At 61.9% G+C, this 17712-nt stretch carries 18 protein-coding genes and 1 pseudogene; 10 read left to right on the top strand and 9 right to left on the bottom strand.

Going from position 1 to position 17712, the window contains the following annotated elements:
- Window positions 1–2: 2 nt before the first annotated feature.
- From KBZ22_RS02290 to pstS, 3 genes are all read left to right on the top strand, one after another.
- A complete protein-coding gene (locus KBZ22_RS02290) occupies window positions 3–971 on the top strand; it encodes a CHAD domain-containing protein (RefSeq protein WP_255020861.1) in 969 nt (322 codons plus the stop codon).
- 173 nt (window positions 972–1144) lie between these two features.
- Window positions 1145–2854, top strand: coding sequence for an iron uptake porin (locus KBZ22_RS02285; protein WP_255020860.1), 1710 nt, complete (start codon window positions 1145–1147; stop codon window positions 2852–2854).
- Window positions 2855–3063: 209 nt separating this feature from the next.
- Window positions 3064–4038 carry a phosphate ABC transporter substrate-binding protein PstS gene (gene pstS / locus KBZ22_RS02280; RefSeq protein ID WP_255020859.1) on the top strand — a complete coding sequence of 325 codons (975 nt, stop codon included), beginning with the start codon at window positions 3064–3066 and terminating at the stop codon, window positions 4036–4038.
- 503 nt (window positions 4039–4541) lie between these two features.
- Here pstS and arsJ read toward each other — a convergent pair.
- Window positions 4542–5798: an organoarsenical effux MFS transporter ArsJ gene (gene arsJ, locus KBZ22_RS02275; protein ID WP_254997966.1), complete on the bottom strand. Its 1257-nt coding sequence runs from the start codon at window positions 5796–5798 to the stop codon at window positions 4542–4544.
- 9 nt (window positions 5799–5807) lie between these two features.
- The gene (locus tag KBZ22_RS02270; RefSeq protein ID WP_255020858.1) at window positions 5808–6833 is read right to left on the bottom strand and encodes an ArsJ-associated glyceraldehyde-3-phosphate dehydrogenase; all 1026 of its coding nucleotides are present in this window, start codon (window positions 6831–6833) and stop codon (window positions 5808–5810) included.
- A 78-nt stretch (window positions 6834–6911) separates the two neighbouring features.
- Between KBZ22_RS02270 and KBZ22_RS02265 the strand changes: the two genes are divergently transcribed.
- From KBZ22_RS02265 to KBZ22_RS02250, 4 genes are all read left to right on the top strand, one after another.
- Window positions 6912–7238, top strand: coding sequence for a helix-turn-helix transcriptional regulator (locus tag KBZ22_RS02265; protein WP_255020857.1), 327 nt, complete (start codon window positions 6912–6914; stop codon window positions 7236–7238).
- Window positions 7235–8302 carry an ACR3 family arsenite efflux transporter gene (gene arsB, locus KBZ22_RS02260; RefSeq protein ID WP_255020856.1) on the top strand — a complete coding sequence of 356 codons (1068 nt, stop codon included), beginning with the start codon at window positions 7235–7237 and terminating at the stop codon, window positions 8300–8302. Before KBZ22_RS02265 ends, arsB begins: the two co-directional genes overlap by 4 nt.
- A gap of 93 nt (window positions 8303–8395) precedes the next feature.
- Complete coding sequence (locus tag KBZ22_RS02255; RefSeq protein WP_254997962.1) at window positions 8396–8635, top strand: hypothetical protein; 240 nt, start codon at window positions 8396–8398, stop codon at window positions 8633–8635.
- Between the two features lie 67 nt (window positions 8636–8702).
- On the top strand, window positions 8703–9380 hold the full coding sequence (locus KBZ22_RS02250) for a CPP1-like family protein (protein ID WP_254997959.1): 678 nt from the start codon (window positions 8703–8705) through the stop codon (window positions 9378–9380).
- 60 nt (window positions 9381–9440) lie between these two features.
- Here KBZ22_RS02250 and hslO read toward each other — a convergent pair whose 3' ends face one another.
- A complete protein-coding gene (gene hslO / locus KBZ22_RS02245; RefSeq protein ID WP_255020855.1) occupies window positions 9441–10358 on the bottom strand; it encodes an Hsp33 family molecular chaperone HslO in 918 nt (305 codons plus the stop codon).
- Window positions 10355–11035, bottom strand: coding sequence for an ABC transporter ATP-binding protein (locus tag KBZ22_RS02240; RefSeq protein ID WP_255020854.1), 681 nt, complete (start codon window positions 11033–11035; stop codon window positions 10355–10357). Before KBZ22_RS02240 ends, hslO begins: the two co-directional genes overlap by 4 nt.
- Before the next feature lie 61 nt (window positions 11036–11096).
- Here KBZ22_RS02240 and KBZ22_RS02235 point away from each other — a divergent pair.
- Window positions 11097–11540, top strand: a pseudogene (locus KBZ22_RS02235) (DUF3531 family protein); the annotation flags it as partial.
- Between the two features lie 113 nt (window positions 11541–11653).
- Window positions 11654–12439 (top strand): 16S rRNA (uracil(1498)-N(3))-methyltransferase, encoded by a 786-nt coding sequence (locus KBZ22_RS02230; RefSeq protein WP_255020853.1) that lies wholly within the window; start codon window positions 11654–11656, stop codon window positions 12437–12439.
- A 1-nt stretch (window position 12440) separates the two neighbouring features.
- On the opposite strand, the gene KBZ22_RS02225 is transcribed toward KBZ22_RS02230, so the two are convergent.
- Entirely contained in the window at window positions 12441–12833 is a 393-nt protein-coding gene (locus KBZ22_RS02225; protein ID WP_255020955.1) for a hypothetical protein, read from the bottom strand.
- Window positions 12834–12939: 106 nt separating this feature from the next.
- Here KBZ22_RS02225 and KBZ22_RS02220 point away from each other — a divergent pair, with 106 nt between their 5' ends.
- Window positions 12940–13713: a DUF92 domain-containing protein gene (locus tag KBZ22_RS02220; RefSeq protein WP_254942634.1), complete on the top strand. Its 774-nt coding sequence runs from the start codon at window positions 12940–12942 to the stop codon at window positions 13711–13713.
- On the opposite strand, the gene KBZ22_RS02215 is transcribed toward KBZ22_RS02220, so the two are convergent.
- From KBZ22_RS02215 to KBZ22_RS02200, 4 genes are all read right to left on the bottom strand, one after another.
- The gene (locus KBZ22_RS02215) at window positions 13671–14585 is read right to left on the bottom strand and encodes a sigma-70 family RNA polymerase sigma factor (protein ID WP_255020852.1); all 915 of its coding nucleotides are present in this window, start codon (window positions 14583–14585) and stop codon (window positions 13671–13673) included. The genes KBZ22_RS02220 and KBZ22_RS02215 overlap by 43 nt on opposite strands.
- Window positions 14586–14700: 115 nt before the next feature.
- Complete coding sequence (locus tag KBZ22_RS02210) at window positions 14701–15381, bottom strand: GDSL-type esterase/lipase family protein (RefSeq protein WP_255020851.1); 681 nt, start codon at window positions 15379–15381, stop codon at window positions 14701–14703.
- A complete protein-coding gene (locus KBZ22_RS02205; RefSeq protein ID WP_255020850.1) occupies window positions 15338–16924 on the bottom strand; it encodes an ABC transporter permease in 1587 nt (528 codons plus the stop codon). The genes KBZ22_RS02210 and KBZ22_RS02205 overlap by 44 nt, the downstream gene beginning before the upstream one ends.
- The gene (locus KBZ22_RS02200; RefSeq protein ID WP_255020849.1) at window positions 16921–17667 is read right to left on the bottom strand and encodes an ATP-binding cassette domain-containing protein; all 747 of its coding nucleotides are present in this window, start codon (window positions 17665–17667) and stop codon (window positions 16921–16923) included. The genes KBZ22_RS02205 and KBZ22_RS02200 overlap by 4 nt, the downstream gene beginning before the upstream one ends.
- Window positions 17668–17712 lie beyond the last annotated feature (45 nt).

Below are 17712 nucleotides of genomic sequence, written 5' to 3'. Positions count from 1 at the left end.
GCATGGTGTTCCAGGCAACCTCCCACCCCCTCAGCAATGGCCGGTTTGCCCGGGATCTGCTGCAGCGGCAGGTTGCCAAGCTGGTGCAGTTGCAGACCCCTGTTTCCGAGGGCAAGGGTGCCGAGCCGTTGCATCAGATGCGGGTCACCATGCGGAGGCTGCGCACCACCGTGCTCCAGTTCGAGCCAGCCCTGCAGCTGCCCTCGGCCATCAATGACCAGCGCCTGGCCAAATGGGTGCGGCGACTGGGTCTGGCCCGGGATCTCGATGTGCTGCGGGAGCGCCTAGAAGAGGGCTTCCTGCCCCAGCTGCCGCAGGCCGAGGTGAAGGCCCTCCGGCCCGTGCTCAAGCAACTGCGCCGGGAGCGGCAGTTGGCCTACGGCCATGTGGTGGAGGTGCTGCAGAGCCGCTCCTATCTGGAGGGATTGGCCCAGTTGCAGCTCTGGTTGAAGCAGCCGCAATACACGCTGTTGGGGGATCAGCCGGTCCGGGAGTGGCTGATCGAATGGCAGGGGCCCTGCCTGGCCAGCGTGTTTCTCCATCCGGGCTGGCAGGTCAGTAGCGCTGAGGGCGAGGTGGAGGTGCTGCACGAGCTGCGGCGGCAGATCAAGCAGGCTCGCTATCGCCTGGAAAATCTCTCCGCGCTGGAGGGCGTTCAAACTGCCGCCTGCATCGACAGCCTTAAGCAGGGGCAGGAGCTGCTTGGTGAATTCAACGATCTGCAGGTGCTGCAGTGCGCCATCAACGACCAGGTGCCAGGTCGGTTGGAGGAGGTGCTGCCCCAGCTGGAGTGGCTGCTGGTGCAGCATCAACGCCATTGCTGGGAGCAGTGGCGCGAACTGGTCTGCGATGTACTGCCGAGCAGGCGGCGGCAATCTCTCTGGCGGGCGTTGCTGCCACGACCGCGGCTGTGGCGCCCCTGGTTTTGGCTCAAGGATGGGTCAAAGCGGGCTGTGGCCCGCTTCATCTAAGGTTTGAAGAGCTGGCATTTGCTCGCTTCGGCAGCTGAGCATCAGAACTGCCGCACGCCATGTGTTCTGCAACACCCAACGCATGTAGTCCGCTTGCTCGTAGTTGCCAAGCGCGCTCGATAAGTTGCCTCCGACTTCCTCTGTGAAGTCACCCCTATCGGTGTGAGGACCCGATGAATCTTTCCAAAAAATTGCTGCTGGCTCTTGCCGGCGCCAGCATTTCAGCACCCCTAGCCGCTTCTGCCCAAGAAGTAGCCTCGTTGAACGGCTCGGCCGCCATCAACGAGTACATGCAGCAGCAAGACGTTGATCGCTTCCGCGCCTGGGAATCGAAAAACCAGGTGACCAGCGTCAACCAATTCTCTGATGTGCTGCCCACCGACTGGGCCTATCAGGCACTGAGCAACCTGGTGGAGAAGTACGGCTGTGTGGCCGGCTACCCCAACGGCAAGTTCAAAGGCGGCAACGCCATGACCCGCTACGAAGCGGCCGCTCTTCTTAACGCTTGCCTGGACCGCGTCTCCGAGGTGACCGACGAGCTGCAGAAGCTGCTCAACGAGTTTGACTCCGAGCTCACCGTGCTCACCTCCCGGGTGGACGGCCTCGAGTCGAAGGTTGGCCAGCTGCAGGCCCAGCAGTTCTCCACCACCACCAAGCTGCGTGGTGAAGCGAGCTTCGTGATCGGGGGCACCCCGAACTTCAACACACCTGTCGCCGTAACTCCTGCGGTCGCTGCGGTCGCTGCGGTCCCTGGTACCAGAACAGTTGCCGGCGTCACTGTGCTTTGCTCTGCAGGTACAACTGGATGTTCGGGTGGATCTCGCGCACAAGCAGCGCGTACAGCAAAGCCCAACGCCACAACATTCAATTACGACGCTCGCCTAGCCTTCGATACCAGCTTCAGCGGTAAAGATCTGCTGCGCACTCGCCTGAGAAGTGGTAACTTCAGCAGCTTCCCCTTTGGGAGCGGCAGTCAGGTCTTCAAGCTTGATAAGGCTGAAACCCAAGGCTCTGGCACAAGCTCCGTTTGGATCGATCGCCTCTTCTACACCTTCCCAGTGGGCGATGAGATCAAGCTTACCGCCGGTGCTCTGGTGCGTAACACTGAGATCCTTACCTTCATCCCCAGCGCCTACAAGGCAGACATTCTCGACTTCTTCAATCTGGCTGGTGTCTCCGGTACCTATAACAAGGCAACCGGTGCTGGCTTCGGCTTTAACTGGAAACAGAAAGTAGCCAAGGGCAAGCCCTTCCTCGTCTTTGACGCAAACTACGTTGCTCAAACCGGCAATCTAGTAAGCGGAACTACGAACGGCTACGAAAATTCCAGTATTGGCGCCTTCGATTCCGATAGCGCTATCAACGTTTTAACCCAGTTTGGTGTGCGCGGCCCGAACTACGGCGCTGCGATTGCCTATCGTTATGGCTCGGCTAACTCCGCCCTGAGGGATGCCAACCTGGCCAATTCCCTTGTGAGTTCGGGTAACAGCCTCAATGGTGTCTCCATTGCTGGCTTCTGGGAGCCCTTGGATTCCGGCTGGGTGCCTTCGATCAGCGCTGGCTACGGTTATTACGATGGTGGCACCGCTCTCGCTTCAAGCGGTGCAGGGTTGACTCAAACCATCACCACCCAATCTTGGATGGTGGGCTTGCAGTGGAAAGATGTGTTGCTGAAGGGCAACAACGCTGGCTTTGCCTTTGGCCAAGCACCGTTCTCGACCGACGTGGCAGCTTCCCAGTCCATGATGTACGAGTTTTTCTACAAGTATCAAGTCTCCGACAATATTTCCGTTACTCCAGCTATTTTCTGGGTTAACGATTATCAGCGCAACGCAGGCTCTTACACCTGGGGTGGCGTGATTCAAACCACGTTCCGCTTCTGATCCCTGGTTAGCTTCTTCAGCTCCTCACGCAGTCCTCGGCTGCCCATTTCACACTTCCAAAGCCTCCCCATTTCGGGGAGGTTTTTTTGTAGTTTCCGTTTGCCTATTCAAGGCGATCATCACCCATTGCTTTGCCGCCCCTTAATGGCCTCATAACGTTGGTCAGGGAGGTCGGTTGCTAATATTTTTTTGGAACTGTCTTCTACTTAATGACTTTCCTGAAGCGATCTTTTACTACTTTGGTCTTTGCTGGGCTCATCGGTGGAGCAGCTTCCCAGGCTGCCGTGCGCTTGGCTGGTGCCGGTGCAACGTTCCCTGATGCGATTTATACCCGCTGGTTTTCCATGCTGGCCAAATCGGGTGGCCCTAAAGTGAATTATCAGGGCATTGGCTCTGGTGGTGGCCGCAAGGCTTTCATCAACGAAACCGTTGCTTTCGGTGCCAGCGATGACCCGATCACCGAAAAGGATATCAAGAGCGTGAAACGCGGTGTGGTTCAGATCCCCACCGTTGGTGGCTCAATCGCGGTGGCCTACAACAAGTCTGGCTGCTCTCCTAAGCTCACCCAGAAGCAGGTTGTATCGATCTTCATGGGATCTATCAACAACTGGAAGCAGCTCGGATGCGCTGATGGCAAGATCACCGTGGTGCACCGTTCCGACGGCTCTGGCACCACCGCGGCCTTCACCGAATCGCTGCAGTCATTCTCGACAGAATGGACTCTCGGTAACGGTAAATCCGTGAACTGGAAAGTGGGCGTGGGTGGCAAGGGTAACGATGGTGTTGCCGGTACGATGAATACCACGGAGGGCTCCATTGGTTACTTGAACCAGGCCTTCGTGAAGGGCAAACTGAAGGCCGCTGCCGTACAGAACAAGGCGGGTGAATTCACGCTTCCCACTGCCGCCGCTGGTGCCAAGGCTCTGGCTGACATCAAGCTCGATAAGAACCTGGCTGGTGGCAATCCCAACCCAGCCGCCAAGGGTGCTTATCCGATCGCCACGCTCACCTATCTCCTCTTCTATGCCAAGGGGAATGGTGCCAAGGCAGAGTCCCTGCGTGAAATGGCGACCTTCATCCTGAGTGACAAGGCCCAAGCCATTGCCGACGACCTCGGTTATGTGCCCCTGCGTGACTCGATTCAGGCTGCAGCTCAGAAGGCTGTGGCACGGATTAAGGAGTGATCGTCTGGATCTTGTGATCCCATTTAGCAAGGGGGCTCTATGAGCCCCCTTTTTTGATGGGCTGCGATCGGCGTGGAAGCGCCATTTCGCCCAGATTAATTCCTCGTCAGCGCAGGAGCCAAAAGTTCTGCCAACGGGATTTTGATTTCCCTGTCACTTGACTGGCTATTGCTTAAAACCAGCCTAAGTATCAATTGCAATCGATGCATTCTCTGTTGGTCAAATTATGCCTTGGCAATGTTTCGTGGGCCAACTCCCGCTTCACTGCTGGCCTTGCCGCAATGTAACCAATAAGGGATAATGAATCTAAATTGCTGCTACATATGCTCTGGTTGTCTTCTGCTGTCGGGCAAGTAGTGCTGCATTTATTCCTCTGAGCATAAGAGCTGCATCCTTGCCTCCAAATAGTTAACACTGGTTGGATGTTTGTGCCGAAAAAGGTGCGTGGCCAATCCGCTGACTTTCGGCGAAAAATCATTAACTCAGCTCGGTACCCTTCAGAATTAGCTGGTTTCTATAAGCTGCCGGGGCGGCGTTGGCAGGCGAGTGCTCACTAAGGCAGCTAGAGCAACCATTATGGCTGAGCTCCACAGGCAAGTCTGAAGCCCTCCGAGCATAAATAGGGTTCCGGAGAGCACGGTGCCGAGTAGGCGGCCTGCTGCATTTGCCATGTAATAGAAGCCCACATTTAGGCTCACAGATTCAGTGTCGGTGTATGCCAGCACCATGTAGCTGTGAATTGATGAATTCATCGCAAACACCACGCCAAATACGGCCAATCCCGCCACTACTGCTACCCCAGGCTGGCCAACCTCTCGCCACAACGCAATTGCAATCAGGGCTGGAATAGCGGTGAGGACCGCACTCCAAAACTGCACTGCTGCTACTCCTGGAGGTGCGCTCTGGCCCCAGGCCCTGCGCAGGGCCGGTGCCGACCCCTGCACTATTCCGTAGCAGATCACCCACAGGCCCATGAATCCGCCTACTTCCCAGGAGCGCCACCCCAGGGCGCTCTGTAGAAATACGGGTAGGGCCACCACAAACCATACGTCGCGAGCACCAAATAGGAAGAAGCGTGCCAGCGACAAAACGTTGATGCCGCGGCTCTTGGAAAACAGCGCTGTGAAGCCAGGCTTCTGTTTCATCTTGCCTATTTCTGCAGGCAGCACCAGGGTCACTAGGAAAGCCAAAAACAATCCGGCCGCCATTGCTGCTACGGCGAGATTGAAGCCGATTGTGGTGAGCAACACTCCGCCAAGAAAGAAGCCCACACCCTTGAGGGCATTTTTGGAGCCGGTGAGAATCGCTACCCACTTAAAAAGTTGACCCTCTCCCTTGCTGTGGTCTTCCGGAGTTTCAGGCACCACGGTTTTAATGGCGCTCTTGGCACTCATTTTGTTGAGATCTTTGGCTATGCCGCTGATCGCCTGGGCCACCATCACATAGGCCACGCTCCACCATTTGGGCCAGTCTTCAGCCACTGGGATCAGCATCAGCAGTGCCGCCACCTGCATTAAGGTGCCGCACCAGAGAGTTAGCCGCAGACCAAAGCGAGCTCCCAGCCAGCCGCCATAGAGGTTGGTGATGATGCCAAAAAACTCATAAAAAAGAAACAGAAAGGCGATCTCAAGGGTGCTGTAGCCAAGTTCGTGGAAGTGGAACACCACGAGCATGCGCAGGGCGCCATCGGTGAGGGTGAAGGCCCAGTAATTGGCCGTCACGATCATGTATTGCTGCAGGGCTGAAAGGGCGCGGCTCATGGCTCTGGCTCAGCGCTCGTCGATCAGGGCCACATGGCTCACCAGATCGGCCATGCGAGAGCTGTATCCCCACTCATTGTCATACCAGGCGTATACCTTGAGCTGGGTGCCATTAACGACCATGGTCGAGGCGGCATCGACGATGGCGCTGCGATCGTCATTTACATAATCAACTGAAACCAGCGGCCTGGTTTCGTAGCCAAGAATGCCGCGCAGTGTTCCGTTGGCAGCGACTTCAAAGGCGCTGTTTACCTCCTCCACTGTCACCTCGCGCCTTAGTTCAAATACCGCATCTGTGAGCGAGGCGTTCAGCAGCGGCACCCGCACGGCATGGCCGTTTAGTTTGCCTTGCAGCTCTGGAAAGATCAATCCAATCGCCTTGGCTGATCCCGTTGTGGTGGGGATCAGGCTCTGCATGCAAGAGCGGGCCCGGCGCAGGTCACTTTTAAAGCCATCCACCACTACCTGGGTGTTGGTGACGTCGTGGAGGGTGGTGATCGAGCCGTGCTTGATGCCAAAGCTCTCGTGAACCACCTTCACGACCGGTGCCAGGCAGTTGGTGGTGCAGGAGGCCGCTGTGAGCAAATGGTGCTGCTCGGGGTCGTAGAGGTGGTGGTTGATGCCGAATACAACGTTGAGGGCTTCGGCCCCGGCGATCACACCCTTCACTGGGCAGGCCACCACAACGCGCTTGAGGCCTACCTGGTCGAAGTAGGGCTGGAGTGTTTCCGGTGTTTTGAACTTGCCGCTGCACTCCAGCACCATCTCCACGCCAGCTTCCTTCCAGGGCACGGCTGTGGGATCGCTCTGGCGGCTGTAGCTCACCGCCTGGCTACCCACGAAGAAGCCGCGCGTATTTCCTTGCACCGCCTGTTGCCAGCGGCCATGAACGGAGTCGAAGGCGAGCAGGTGGGCGGCGGTTTGAGCATCACCGCTGCAATCGTTGACGTGGACAAGCTCAATGCCGGGACGGCCCCACAGGGCCCTAAACACCAGGCGGCCGATGCGGCCAAAGCCGTTGATGCCGATTTTCATGGCGCAGAGCCCACAATGGCGGTACGGGTCTCCAAACCCTAAATCAACATCAGTTGATTGATCAACTAAAATTGGTGCATGAGTGTTCTAGATCACCCTGTGGCGCTTGATCCCGCCAAGGCTCGGGCCCTGCTTAAGGCCATGGCCGATCCCCTCAGGCTCCAGGTGCTTGAAGCCTTGGGGGTTCGTGAGCGCTGTGTTTGTGAGCTCACCAGTCAGCTCGGCCTGGCCCAATCCAAGCTTTCTTTCCATCTTAAGGTGTTGAGAGAGGCTGGTTTGATTGAGGCCCGAGATGAGGGCCGCTGGGTGTACTACAGCCTGCGCACCGATGCGATTGAGCAGTTGCGCTGCTGGCTAGGAGATTTGGCTGCCAAATGCTCAACTCCTGCCCCCTCTTGCCGATGACCTCCCCTGCTCAAGAGCCCGTTTTGGCTCGACTTTCTTTGCTTGATCGGCTTTTGCCGTTGTGGATCCTTTTGGCAATGGCGAGCGGTCTGTTGCTTGGTCGCCTATTGCCTGGTCTTCAGTCGCTGCTTGGCACCGTGCAGGTAGGCCACACCTCCCTGCCGATTGCGCTGGGTCTATTGATGATGCTGTATCCGGTGCTGGCTAAGGTTCGCTACGGGGAATTAGCGCGGGTGGCCAGCGACCGCAAGCTGCTGGGGATGGCGCTTGGCTTGGTTTGGGGTTTGGGACCCTTGCTGATGTTCTGCCTGGCTTGGTTGTTTTTGCCGGATCAGCCCGAATTTCGCACCGGTTTGATCCTGATAGGAATCGCCCCGTGCATTGCGATGGTGTTGATCTGGATTGATCTGGCTGGGGGCGATCGGGAAGCGGCTGCTTTGCTTGTGGCCATTAATTCCGTTATTCAAGTGCTCGCTTACGCCCTGCTTGGCAGCTTTTATCTTCAGATCCTGCCGGGCTGGCTTGGCCTTAATAGTGAGGTGGTGAATTTCTCGCTTTGGGAGATTGCCAAGGCAGTGATGATTTTTTTGGGAGTCCCTTTGCTTGCAGGCTTCCTCACCCGACGCATTGGCGTGCGAACCAAAGGTGTGCGCTGGTATGAAAAAACCTTTTTGCCGCGGCTCGCTCCCTGGGCCCTCTATGGACTGCTGTTCACGATTGTGGTGATGTTCGCCTTGCAGGGTCAGGCCATTACATCTGATCCGCTTCAGGTGTTGTGGATAGCCATTCCACTGTTCATTTATTTCGTTTTGATGTGGAGCCTGGCCTTTGTTATTGGCCGCTGCAGTGGTCTCGACTATCGCCGCACCTCGTCGCTCGCCTTCACTGCTGCCGGCAACAACTTTGAACTGGCAATTGCCGCCAGTATCAGTGTTTGGGGTGTCACTTCCCAGCAGGCCCTGGCCGGGGTCGTCGGCCCCCTGATCGAGGTACCCGTTTTGGTGGGCCTGGTTTACGTCTCGCGGGCTTTGAGGCGATGGTTCCCTTTGGTTTATGAGAATTGAGCGCTGTTCCCATGTCATGGGCTTCGCGGCAGGGGAGCGCTCACGGCAGGGGAGCGGGCGCGCCAGAATGTTAGGTAACGAACCATTACAGTGATGCCCAAGCCTCTTTGGCTGGTGCGTCCCCGCCCAGACGGGGGCTGCGATTACGTGAGTTTCCTGCCCGCCCAGGGACCTATTGGTGCGACCACGGTTGAGATGCGGGAAGGTAGCCACTTGCCACCCCAGCTTCCCCTGCTCAAACACCGCAAGCGACTCGGGGCTGAGGAAGCCGAGAGCTGCAGCCGCCGACTGCAACTCGAGTCTGGATTTCTCTCCTGTGAGCCCCTGTTTTAGTCATGCCTCGATACCCTGATTCCAGGGATCGATTTGTGATCCCCCCTGTGCCGTTCCGCGGCTTGTCATGACCCAACGCTCCGACCAGCCATCACCTGCTGCCGACCCGTCTGGCCCTTACGAGCTGCTGGGTGTGCCTGCTGATGCTGGCTTCGACGAGGTGCAGGCGGCCAAATTGGCCCGGCTCGACGAGGTGGGTGACGACACCATGGCGCGCTCGCGGATCGAGGCTGCCTACGACGCTGTCTTAATGGAGCGCCTCAAAGAGCGTCAGCAGGGTCGCGTGAGTAGCGCGGCTAAGTCCGCCTCCCAGCGGGAGCAACTGGCGCCGCCGCCGCCCAAGCTGGCAGTACCTGCCCTGCCTCAGCTTCAGTTGCCCAGGGTTTCCGCTCCCCAGCTCAGGCTTCCTGGCTTGGCTCTAGCCACTGGTCGGGAGCTCTGGTTTCCCCTGGCCACATCTGGGGCTCTACTGCTCCTACTGCTGCTCGCTCCAGGCTTCCCTCCGGATCTGGTGCTTGCCTTTGCTACTGCAATGGCAGTTATCAACCTGCAGTGGCGTAACCGCCGCTTCCTGGCTGCGGTGGGCTGGGGCTTCGCCCTTCTCTGCGCCGGGTTGCTGGTGGGCGCGATTTTGGCCGGTGCTCTCTCCAGCACCTTGCCGCTTGGGTTGCCATTGAACCTGACCCAAGTGCAAAGCCTGCCGGCTCTGCTGCTGTTGTTGCTTGGTGCCCTGCTGATTGGTTGATTTGGTTAATGACTTAACCAGCTAATTGTTTGATTATTGGAACAGCCCAGGCATTGCTGTCTACATGCCAGGAGCGAACTCTGCGATTAGTTCGCTAAGTTCTCCTGACCCAACCGTGTAGATCTCATTACAGAAGTGGCAGGTAAGTTCGGCATGGCCGTCTTCCACTAAAATTGAGTTGAGTTCGGCGTGGCCAAGCAGTTTCAGGGCGCTGACGCTGCGCTCCCGGCTGCAGGGGCAGTGGAACCGCACCGGCGTACAGGCCTCAGCATCTTCCAGGGGCTGGGGATCGAGGTCTGGGAAAATATCTTCGAGCAGGTTGTGTAGCTGGCCTTCGCACTCGGCTAGTCGTTGGCTGAAGTGCTTTACCTCGCGGCAGCGCTCCTCGAGAAGGGCCACTAGCGCTGGTTCGCGGGCGGCCTTTGGCATCACCTGCACCAGCACGCCGCCACTGCAAACCACACCACTCTTGTCGAGCTGCTCGCCCACGAATACCGCTGAAGGGGTCTGCTCGGAGTGCAGCAGATAGGAAGCCAGGTCTTCGCCGATGCCGCCGCTCACCAGCTCCACCGTTGAGCTGAAGGGCTCGCCTTCACCCAGATCTCGCACCACGTGCAGATAGCCGGTGCCGCAGGCGGTTTTGAAGTCAAAGTGGGCCAGGCCTTCTGGATCTTTCAGCAGCTCGAGCTCCAAGCCCGGGTAGCCCACATGGCCGCGCACAGTGCCGTTGCGGCCCGCATCCACCATCAGGCCCTTCAAGGGGCCATCGGAGGCAATCCGCAGGTTGACGCGGCCATGGGCCACCTTCATCGAGCTGGCCAGCAGCAGCCCAGCCGTCATGGCCCGGCCCAGCAGGGCACTGGCGAGAAAAGAGAGCTGGTGGCGCTCCCTGGCGGTGCGGCTGGCCTGGGTGGTACTGACCGCCACCATGCGGATGCCGCCGCCGGCGGCCGTGGCCCGGAGAAGTTGGTCGCTCAAGGCTGGTTTTCCTGGGGTGTGGCCATTGTTGGGGCCATCGTAGGCAGCGCGCCGAAAGGTTCCAGCTGGCCCCGCTCCAGCCGCCAGCCACCATCGATCACGCCGCGAAATAGCTCCGGCTCGTGGGTGACCACCAGCACGGCCCGCTCCTGGGAGAGGGCCGCCAACAGCTCCAGGATTTCGCCACGAACGGCCCAGTCGAGGCCTGCGGTGGGTTCATCCAGCAGCAGCACCCGGGGGTTGCGCAGCAGCTGCACTGCCAGGGCCAGGCGCCTTTGCTGGCCGCCGCTGAGCTGCTCCGGCGCCTGCTGCAATGACAACCCTTCCATACCCACCAGTTGCAGGGCTGCCTGGGCCTCTTCTGCTGTGAGCCGGCGGTGACCGAGCTTCAGCTCCTGCCCCACGCTGAGGCCGAGGAAATGGCGCTCCGGAAACTGAAATACCAGGCCGCATAGCCAGCGAAGCTGGCGACCATTGAGCCGCTCGCCTTCCCACAGCACCTGGCCGCTAGAGGGCTCGGCCAAGCCGCTGATCACCTCCAGCAGGGTGGTTTTGCCACTGCCACTGCGGCCGGCCACCAGGTAAGCGCGGCCCACGGCCAGGGTGAGGCTGACGCCGCAGAGCACCGGTGCCACCGCCGTGGCCGGTTGGTAGCTGACGTTGCGGAGCTCAAGCATCCCCCCAGCATGCCGGCGGGCGTGTTTGATTGAGCCAGTTCTCTGTTGCAGCCAATCCGCCATGGAGGTGCGTTTCCGCGAATTCAATCCCTTCAACTGCTGGATCTGGATGCGTTTCCCCCACCCGGTGGGTTCGGGTGAGCGCGGCTACTTGGAAACCGCCTTCGATAGTTGGTTTTACCTGGGCAAGTTGGGGGGCTTCAACGCCGAAAACCTCCAGGCCCACGAGGAGGGAGCGGAGCTGGGCTGGATGGCCTACAGCCACGAGGCTGCTGCCGGCGCCCTGCCAGCCCTGATGCACAACATGGGCCCTATGGAATATCAGGAGGAGTGGGCGCGTTGCTGGGTGGATCTCGGCACCAGTGATGCCTTCGCCCTCGACGTGTTGATCAATGCCCTGGGCCAGCTCAACAACGACGTGCTCGAAATTGAGGAGTTGCTGATTGGTGGCCTCAACGACGACTGGCCGATCGAGGAGCAACCCGATGCCCTGTTCCCTGGCCTCGATGAGCTTGAGGACGAAGACAACGACGAAGACGACAACGATGAAGATGACGAAGACGTTGGTGAAGCTGACGATGATTATGAAGACCCCCAGTCCCGCGACTAGAAAGCAGCGTGACTCGGGATCTGCGCCGTCTGCTAATTACCCCCGGTCGCTTGCCCGCCGGCCCCTCTGCTGGCGCTGAGCTGGAGCTGGATCGCCAGGAGCTCCATTACCTCACCCGGGTGCTGCGCTTGCGCCCCGGTGATCGCTTTGCGGTGGTGGATGGGGCAGGCAGTCTCTGGACTGCCCTGCTGGGTCCTGCCGATCAGGCTCTGCTGGAGCAGCCCCCCAGCTCCCCCCTGGCGTTTGAGCCTCCACCGGCGCCGCCACTGCAGCTGGCGGTGGCCCTGCCAAAGCGCGATGCCGACGTGTTGTTGCGCATGGCCTGTGAACTTGGTGTGGATCGGTTCATCCCTTTACAGGCCCAGCGCAGCGTTGCCGCCGACTCCCTGAAGCCGGAGCGAGCAGAGGCGATCCTGCGGGAGGCGGTGGAGCAGTGTGAGCGCCTGTGGCAACCCCAGCTGGAGTCGCTGCGGCCAGCCGCCGAGCTGCTGGGGGCCCGGCCGCCCGGTGGTTCAGGCCGGGGGCTGCTGTGCACCGCCAGACGGCCGGGCCTGGCCCTGCTAGCCCAGGCGCTGGAGCGCTTAGGAGACCCGCCTGGGGCCAGCGGCGAGCCGCTCACTGTGGCGATTGGCCCGGAGGGGGGCTGGACTTCAGGGGAGGAAGCCTTGGCGCTGGCCCACGGATGGCAAGCCGTGAGTTTGGGCACCACGATCTTGCGTTGCAGCACCGCTGCAGTGTCGGCAGCAGGGCTGCTAAGCCACTGGCGTGCCCAGCAGATTGGCGCGCCCAGCTGAGTTAGTTGCGGAACATGCCGGAGGCCATCGCCTTATAACCAGCCAGGTTTGCGCCGGCTAGGCGGCGGCGGCTGGGCAGAGCGTTGGCGGGGTTGAGGCAGTCGGGGGCGAAGGTGGCGTTGCTGGGTGGGGGTAGGGCCTCCTGGGCGGCCCGCAATTCGGCAGCGATCGCTTCAGCAGTAGTGGGTGCCGAGCCTGCTGGAGCTGGGCTCGCTGGCGTTGCTGCAGCAGCAGCAGCTGCACTGGACGAGTCAATACCTATTTGGAAAGTTGCCGCTTGGCTGGCTTCCGGTTCGCTGGGATCGGGCTTGGCCTCGGCGATCGCCACCTGCGCTGGTGTGGCCCCTTCGCTGCCCAGATCTAAGAAGAAGGAGGCCTTGCGGTTGAACACCATCACGGCAGCAGCGTCGTAATGGGGATTATCCGTTGCTGCGCTGCCCTATGACGCTGCTGCCACGCTGTGCAACACACTTTGTTGGCGCCGCTGCTGCCCTGTGCTGATGTCTGCCCAGGCCCTTGTAGTGCCTGCCCTGCTCTCCCCTGCACTCGTCGCCCCACAGACCTGGAGCCACTGGCTCCTGGCCCTGGCCCTCAATGCGGTGCTGATCTTCCTTGCCCAGCGCCTGCCCCTGCTCACCCGCGCTGGCTGGGTGCATGCCGGCATCCTCGGCAGCTTGCTGTGGGGTTGCCTCGGCCTGCGGGGCTGGCTGGCGGTGGTGATCTATCTGGCTCTGGGCTCCCTGGTGACGCGCCTGGGCTTTCGCACTAAGCAGGCGCGGGGATTGGCGGAGGCGCGGGGCGGGTTGCGAGGGCCGGAGAACGTTTGGGGTTCGGCCGCTACTGGTGCCCTACTGGCTGGCGCTGCCGCCCTGGCGCCGGCAGCGGCGCCGCTGCTGCTGGTTGGTTTTGCTGCCAGCTTCGCCGCCAAGTTGGCCGACACATTCGGCAGTGAAATCGGCAAGCGCTGGGGGCGCCACACGCTGCTGATCACCACCTTGCGTCCGGTGCCCCCCGGCACGGAAGGGGCGATCAGCTTGGAGGGCACCGCCGCCAGCCTGGCGGGCAGTGCGCTGATGGCGGCCCTGATGCTGGCCCTGGGGCTGCTGGCTGGCAGCGGCGCCTGGCTGCTTGTGACCCTGGTGGGACTGGGGGCCACCTTGATCGAAAGCCTGATCGGAGCCAGCTTCCAACAGCGTTGGGGCTGGCTCAGCAACGAGCTGGTGAACGGGCTTCAGACGGCGATCGCGGCGCTGCTTGCGATGGCGTTCTCCTGAAGACAGGCCAGCAGAGCCTCGCCACGCTGCCGGGCTTGGCGGCTGCTGAGCTTGTGCTCAAGGGCCAGCTCGCACCAGCCCAGACCCTCGATCCAGTGACCCAGCAGCAACCGCTGCTCGATGCCGCCCAGCCGGCTTAGCTGAGCCTGCAACCAGTGGGCCTCTAAAACCCTTTCGCCAGCAGTCAGATCTTCGCCCAGATCGTCGCCGGCGCTGGTTGCGGCTGTTGACCCGGCTGCCAGCTGGTCGAGCAGGGTGCCCGCCTGCTCGCCTTCGCCGCTGAGCGGGGCATCGAGACTGCGCACCTGCAGTGCCCGCTGCACTGCGCTGGCCTCCTCAAGTTGGGCGGTGTTGCAACCGAGCTCTAAGGCCAGATCAGCGGCGGCAAGCGGTGCAAGGCCCTGGCTGCGGCGCTGCTCCTGTAGCCGCCTGGCCCGTTGCTGTAGCTCCCGCAGCCGCCGGGGGGTGTGCAGCGGCTGGCCGTGGTCGCGGACGTCGTGAAGCATGGCGCCGCGGATGAAGGGCACCGCATAGCTGCTGAGATTGCAGGTTTGGCGCAGGTCGAAGGTCTCTACGGCCCGGATCAGCCCCAGGCAGCCTGCAGACACCAGCTCATCAAAAGGTTGACCCGTGCGTTGGCTCTGGCGCTGGGCCACCATGCGCACCAGGGCCAGGTTGTGCTCCACCAGGGCGTTGCGCCACCAGAGCTTGGTTGCGGCGTCAGGGCTGGCGGCCATGGCCTCAAGCCAGCTGCGGTTGCGGGTGTGCAGCTGGGAGGGGCCCAGCTCGGCCTGGGCTGGATCGGCTTGGCCGCTGCGGCGCTGGCGGGCAGATGTTTTCGAGTGGGCAGTAGCTGGGAAGGCAGATGCCATGGGGTGGAGGCGTCGGTGTTATTACCGTCGCCGCGGTGCCCATGCGGCTGGCTCCCCCAGGGCGGTGAAGCGCTCTCACCCGAATGGGTGATAAGAAACCTTCGCTCTGTGCTGCTTAGTAGCCCAAGGGGGTGGGCTCTTGGCGCAGCTGCAGATCGGCCCAGTCCAGAAGGGCCGGCCAGGAGCGCACCCGTTCAAATACCCGGCGATGCCCCTCACTGTTGAGGTGCAGGCCGTCGTTGCTCAGCCATAGGGGCCAGTCGGAATCGGCCAGCAGCCCCTCCAGCAGGGGCAGGAACGGCACATTCGCCTCCAGGCAGGCCTCTTCCAGCAGGGCCTCGTAGCGACGGATGTCTGCCAGGGAATACCAGAGCACCCCGGCATAGGGCATGGCGCTCTCCTCCACCGGGGTGAGGCCGATCACATGCACCGCAGCGATCTCCTTGGCCTTGTGCAGCAGCTGCTGCAAGCCAAACAAAAAGCCTTCGGCATCCAGTTGGGGTCGCCCATCAGGACGTCCCACCCGGGCGGTGTCGTTGAGGCCTATGCCGAGCAGGATCCCCTGGGGCAGCTGGCGTCGTAGCTCACCGCGGCAGCCAACCTCAGCGCTGAGGCGGGCTGCCAGTCGCTCCAGGCCATCGCCACGCACGCCGAGGTTGTAGAGCACCGGGCCGCCCGGCAGTTCCATCCAGTGGCGCCGTAGCCGTTCGCACCAGCCCCCCTCAAGGGGATCACCCCAGCCCAAAACGCCGCTATCGCCAAGTGCCACCAGCTTCCTGGGGATGGCCATCACCATGGGGGGTCTCCAGCAGCCACTGGCGTGCGCGGTCGCTGAGATCTTCCCCCAGCAAGGTCAGCAGCGCATAGGCCAGCACAAGGGCCAGCAGTTGGTCGCCGGCAAACGAACTCAGGGCTTCCAGCAGCTGGCTGCCCAGGCCCGAGGCCCCAACCAGCCCAACTACCACCGATTCGCGCAAAATTACATCAGCCCGGTAGGCGCCATAGGCCAAGTAGGGACGGGCCAGGCCGCTGAAGCGGCCGTAGAGCAGGGCCAGGCGAGGACCCACCCCTGCGGCTAGCAGGGCCTGCTCCTTGTTGCCGCCACTGGTTTCGGCGGCTTCTAGGAGCAGGCGTCCGAGAATGCCCAGGTTGTGGAAGCCCAGGGCAAGGGCACCTGTAAGCACCCCGGGCTGGAGCACAAACAGCAGCAACAGCGCCGTTAGCGGTGGCGGCCATAGCCGGCCCAGGGCCCACAGCCCCCGCACCAGCGCGCCCGCCGCAGGCCAGGGCGTCGCTAGAAGCAGTAGCAGCGGCGCCAGCCCCACAGCTAGGGCCGCGGCTACGAAGGTGAGCACCAGAGTGTTGCGTATCAGGCTCGGCCAGGGCAGGGCGGCCACGGATCCCCAGTCGGACGCGCCCAGCGGTGGCAGGCCTTGCCACTGCAACAGGGTGGCGGGCTGCACCTCCAGGCGCCATGCCACCAGCACCAGCACGGGCAGCATGGCCATGGCCACAGCCACCATCTCCTGGCCCTGGCTGCCCACCCCCTGCTGGCTCAGCCCCAGCCGTGCCGGCATGGCCCAGCGACGCCGCAGCCAGCCCATCAATGCCTCCAGCAGCAGCATCACCGCCAGTAGTAGCCATAGGCCGCTCCAAAGCTCGTTGAAGGCCAGCGATTGCAGGGTGAGGCGCAGCTCGGTGCCCAGCCCGCCCAGGCCAAATACTCCCAGCAGGGTGGCGCTGCGCAAGGCGCATTCGAGCCGGTAGCCGCTGTAGCTGATCACCTGGGGCAGCAGGGGCGGCCCCAGGGCCGTGAATAGGGCGGTGGGGGCGGGGCTGCCGCCGCAGCGCAGGGCCTCCAGGCTGGCGGTGGGCAGGGCATCCAGCAGGTCGCTGACCACCCGGGCTACCAGCGCTCCAAACGGAATGGCGATTGCCACTACCGCCACCACTGGTTGAAGCCCGACCACCTGAAGCAACAGCAGCCCCCAGAGCAGCTCGTGAATCGAGCGCGGTATGGCTAGTAGGCGGCGTATCCCGCTGGCTGGAGCAGCGCTGCCGTAGCAGGTGCGCCACACCACCCTTGAACTAGCAATTCCCAGCACCAAGCCCAGCACCAGGCTGCCGGCCCAGCCCAATAGGGCCATGCCGGCTGTTACGGCTAGGCCGCCCAGCACCGATCCCAGCACTATGGGATCAAGGGAGGGCCGCAGGGCTGCGGCAGCAAATTGCCCCACCAGCTCCCAGCCACCGCCATGGCTGATTCCCGGCAGCAACGCCAGCAGCGGCAGCACGATTAGGGCGGGCAGCAACACCCACAACGGCGCCGCTGGTCTCATGCCCCTGGGGTCCCGGCGTAAAGCTCCTCGAGCTGGCCTGGCTCAAGGCTGGCCATGGGTTGGTCAAAGACAAGGCGCCCGGCCCGCAGCCCCAGCACCCGATCGAAACCAGCCAGCAAATCGGGACGGTGCAGGCTCAGCAGCAAGGCCCGAGGCGGGTTGGCGAGCTCCAGCAGCAGGTTTAACAGTTCGCTGGCCAGGCGGGGATCAAGGCTGGCTACGGGTTCATCGGCTAGTAGCAGTTCGGGCTCCTGTCGCAGTAGTCGGGCTAGGGCCACCCGCTGGCGCTGGCCGCCGGAGAGGGCGGAGACGGGCTGGCTGAGCAGGGCTGGATCGAGATCAAGCCGCTGCAACATCGTTGTGCAGGCCTTGGTCTCTAGGGGCATCAGCAGGTTGAGTAGGGCCCGCGGCCAGCCCCAGACCGCTAGCCGGGCGGCGTTGAGGTTTTGCTGCACGGTGAGCTCCTCGATCAGGCGCAGGTCTTGCCAGAGGGTGCCGATCCGGGCTTGCTGTCGTCGTCGGGCCCGTCCGCTGCGGGCCCGTGCCTCCCCTTGCCAAAACACCCTGCCCTGCTGCGGGGTCAGCAAGCCATTGGCCACGGCAAGCAAGGTGCTTTTGCCAGCTCCGCTGGGACCGAGCAGGGCGATCCGTTCACCGGCATCAACCTGCAGCGACACCCGATCAAGGCGAGGCTGGCTGCGGCCCTTGACGGTGATGTCTTGAAGTTTGAGCAGTGCAGACATGCCCCCCTTCAGACCAGGGTGAGGCGGTAAACGATCAGCGCCAGG

Origin of the sequence: Cyanobium sp. L1E-Cus (assembly GCF_024345755.1) — a bacterium.
Taxonomy (GTDB): Bacteria; Cyanobacteriota; Cyanobacteriia; order PCC-6307; family Cyanobiaceae; genus Cyanobium_A; species Cyanobium_A usitatum.
Note: the sequence above shows the minus strand (reverse complement) of the source record. Positions and strands in the feature narration are given on the sequence as shown.

What these genes read in the sequence shown, in the direction of transcription:
- KBZ22_RS02290 (WP_255020861.1), top strand. Translation starts at nt 3, where the DNA reads ATGGTGTTCCAGGCAACCTCCCACCCCCTCAGCAATGGCCGGTTTGCC.
- KBZ22_RS02285 (WP_255020860.1), top strand. Translation starts at nt 1,145, where the DNA reads ATGAATCTTTCCAAAAAATTGCTGCTGGCTCTTGCCGGCGCCAGCATT.
- pstS (WP_255020859.1), top strand. Translation starts at nt 3,064, where the DNA reads ATGACTTTCCTGAAGCGATCTTTTACTACTTTGGTCTTTGCTGGGCTC.
- arsJ (WP_254997966.1), bottom strand. Translation starts at nt 5,798, where the DNA reads ATGAGCCGCGCCCTTTCAGCCCTGCAGCAATACATGATCGTGACGGCC.
- KBZ22_RS02270 (WP_255020858.1), bottom strand. Translation starts at nt 6,833, where the DNA reads ATGAAAATCGGCATCAACGGCTTTGGCCGCATCGGCCGCCTGGTGTTT.
- KBZ22_RS02265 (WP_255020857.1), top strand. Translation starts at nt 6,912, where the DNA reads ATGAGTGTTCTAGATCACCCTGTGGCGCTTGATCCCGCCAAGGCTCGG.
- arsB (WP_255020856.1), top strand. Translation starts at nt 7,235, where the DNA reads ATGACCTCCCCTGCTCAAGAGCCCGTTTTGGCTCGACTTTCTTTGCTT.
- KBZ22_RS02255 (WP_254997962.1), top strand. Translation starts at nt 8,396, where the DNA reads ATGCCCAAGCCTCTTTGGCTGGTGCGTCCCCGCCCAGACGGGGGCTGC.
- KBZ22_RS02250 (WP_254997959.1), top strand. Translation starts at nt 8,703, where the DNA reads ATGACCCAACGCTCCGACCAGCCATCACCTGCTGCCGACCCGTCTGGC.
- KBZ22_RS02240 (WP_255020854.1), bottom strand. Translation starts at nt 11,035, where the DNA reads ATGCTTGAGCTCCGCAACGTCAGCTACCAACCGGCCACGGCGGTGGCA.
- KBZ22_RS02225 (WP_255020955.1), bottom strand. Translation starts at nt 12,833, where the DNA reads ATGGTGTTCAACCGCAAGGCCTCCTTCTTCTTAGATCTGGGCAGCGAA.
- KBZ22_RS02220 (WP_254942634.1), top strand. Translation starts at nt 12,940, where the DNA reads ATGTCTGCCCAGGCCCTTGTAGTGCCTGCCCTGCTCTCCCCTGCACTC.
- KBZ22_RS02215 (WP_255020852.1), bottom strand. Translation starts at nt 14,585, where the DNA reads ATGGCATCTGCCTTCCCAGCTACTGCCCACTCGAAAACATCTGCCCGC.
- KBZ22_RS02210 (WP_255020851.1), bottom strand. Translation starts at nt 15,381, where the DNA reads ATGGTGATGGCCATCCCCAGGAAGCTGGTGGCACTTGGCGATAGCGGC.
- KBZ22_RS02205 (WP_255020850.1), bottom strand. Translation starts at nt 16,924, where the DNA reads ATGAGACCAGCGGCGCCGTTGTGGGTGTTGCTGCCCGCCCTAATCGTG.
- KBZ22_RS02200 (WP_255020849.1), bottom strand. Translation starts at nt 17,667, where the DNA reads ATGTCTGCACTGCTCAAACTTCAAGACATCACCGTCAAGGGCCGCAGC.